This window comes from Vibrio sp. 1580 (assembly GCF_033340055.1).
In genome coordinates, this window is the sequence record NZ_JAWOVT010000043.1 from 1 (window position 1) to 2323 (window position 2323).

Sequence of the window (2323 nt, forward strand, 5' to 3'; positions counted from 1 at the left end):
AGTTGGTTAGAATACCGGCCTGTCACGCCGGGGGTCGCGGGTTCGAGTCCCGTCCACTCCGCCACTTATATTAAGCCCTAGTCGAAAGACTGGGGCTTTTTCGTTTGGTCGTGTCCCCTAGAAATGCATTTACACATTGAAGGCGAGACAATACGACTTTCTTTACCCTTTTGGCACATGAGTTTCTCAGGAAGATGAGCCTGCTGCCTGCACTTCCAATTACTCCGAGTTTGTATCCTGTCCTCGTTGAAAGATTGGTCATTTGAACAATGAGTCTTTATAACACTCGCCCTCAACCGTAATAGAATGAATAGTCTTCCTCACTGCGTGTTTTGTTAGCGTCTCTCTTAAACAATAATTTTCTACATCTTATTTCTCAAACATTCATTGCTTCCATGTTTAGAGCGGGACCGTCGTTGCGTGGATTACGCAATTTCGCGAAATATAGTGAGGAAGAGAGCTAAGTCTTCCGAAAATTAATGCCTTTTAGAAAACTTTGTTTTCTTTGCTGAACTTGCTAGTAGCGATTAACCTAAGAGGAGTTCTTGAGGAGTATGTTTGATGATGCAACAAATAAAAAATGAAACGCTGAAATCTGTATTTAAGCAATGGTCTTCCGAAGAGGGAATTGTGGTCATCAACCCTGCAACTGAGCAAGAGTTAATTCGGTTAAAGCCTAGTACTCTTGATGAGTTAGATGATCTCATTGGTCAGTGCAAAACGGAGCAAGTCCGTTGGGCTAAATTAAGTGCCCAAGAGCGCTCTCGTCGTTTGAGGGGGTGGTATCAACTACTTCTTGATAATGCAGAAGACATAGCCACGATTATTACCTTAGAGCAGGGTAAACCTTTAGCTGAGAGCAAAGGGGAAGTGATGTATGGTGCCTCTTTTGTCGAGTGGTTCTCAGAAGAAGCAAAACGTGCTTATGGCGAAGTTATTCCTGCCCCCACGACAGATAGACGTCTATCTGCAATTCGCCAGCCTGTGGGAGTATGCGCTGCAATTACACCTTGGAACTTCCCTATTGCGATGATTACAAGAAAAGCAGCACCAGCCCTAGCGGCAGGTTGTGGCATGTTGATCAAGCCATCAGAGCTTACCCCTCTCACTGCAATTGCTGTTGTTGAATTAGCTTATCAGGCTGGTATCCCTAAAGAACTGCTTTCTGTCTTGGTGTCGGAGCAGGCTGCTGAGTTTGGTCAAGTACTAAGTACTGATCCTAGGATTCAGAAGATCTCTTTTACGGGGTCTACGCGAGTCGGGAAAATTTTGATGAAGCAAGCCAGTGATTCAGTCAAGGCGGTGTCGATGGAGTTGGGTGGTAATGCGCCTTTCATCGTGTTTGAAGATGCAGACTTAGATGCGGCTGCGGAAGGGCTTGTCGCGTCGAAGTTCCGTAATGCAGGGCAAACATGTGTTTGTACCAATCGGTTATATGTTCATAAAAATGTAAAACAAGCTTTTATTGATAAAGTATTGTCGAAGTTAAGCAAATTAAAGCTTGGCAATGGTTTAGAGAAAGATGTCACATTAGGTCCTGTTATTACGATGGCCTCTAAGCATCGACTAGAGGCGGTGATCGATCAAGCTGTACAAGAAGGAGCCTCTATTGCTAACTCTCCACAGAGACGGCATGGTCGCTTTATGGAGCCCGTTCTTTTGGATAGTGTGACGCAGAATATGTCGATTGTTCAGCAAGAGCTATTCGGGCCTGTGTTGCCTATTGTTACCTTTGAAAATGATGATCAAGTTCTCGAAATGGCGAACGATACAGAATATGGTTTGGCTTGCTATTTCTATACGAATAGCTTGAAGCGTATTGTGACTTTTAGTGAAGGTTTAGAGTACGGCATGGTTGGAGTGAATGAAGGGATCATCTCTACTGAAGTGGCTCCATTTGGTGGAGTTAAAGAGTCGGGTGTTGGACGGGAAGGTGCTAAGCAAGGACTCGATGAATATCTGGAGACAAAGTATATTTGTCTTGGTGGTTTAAGCTGATTTCAGAGATGGCCGATTGAACTAAAAAGCTAGGTTTTTACCTGGCTTTTTTTTAGTTGAAAGGCATACCATTTGCCACGCGCGTTTGTGGTTAATATTTTCTGGTTATTTAGTGAGTCGATAGTTAGCTTGCGGTAAGCGGTTTTTAATAATCAAAGCGCTTATGTTATTTCGTTATGGGGTAGGAGAGAGCTTAGCTTTAAACTAATACAAAAAAGCCGCATCAAGTGATGCGGCTTCTTCTAATATGGCTCCTCCTGCTGGGCTCGAACCAGCGACCTGCGGATTAACAGTCCGTCGCTCTACCAACTGAGCTAAGGAGGAA

At 44.1% G+C, this 2323-nt stretch carries 1 protein-coding gene and 1 tRNA gene; one reads left to right on the forward strand and one right to left on the reverse strand.

Features of this window, described 5'->3' with window-relative positions; all coding sequences use genetic code 11:
- The first annotated feature begins 561 nt into the window (after positions 1–561).
- Complete coding sequence (locus R7093_RS23860; protein WP_080960149.1) at positions 562–1998, forward strand: NAD-dependent succinate-semialdehyde dehydrogenase; 1437 nt, start codon at positions 562–564, stop codon at positions 1996–1998.
- Positions 1999–2246: 248 nt separating this feature from the next.
- On the opposite strand, the gene R7093_RS23865 is transcribed toward R7093_RS23860, so the two are convergent.
- A tRNA-Asn gene (locus R7093_RS23865) sits at positions 2247–2322 on the reverse strand.
- Position 2323: the final 1 nt, after the last annotated feature.

What these genes read in the sequence shown, in the direction of transcription:
- R7093_RS23860 (WP_080960149.1), top strand. Translation starts at nt 562, where the DNA reads ATGATGCAACAAATAAAAAATGAAACGCTGAAATCTGTATTTAAGCAA.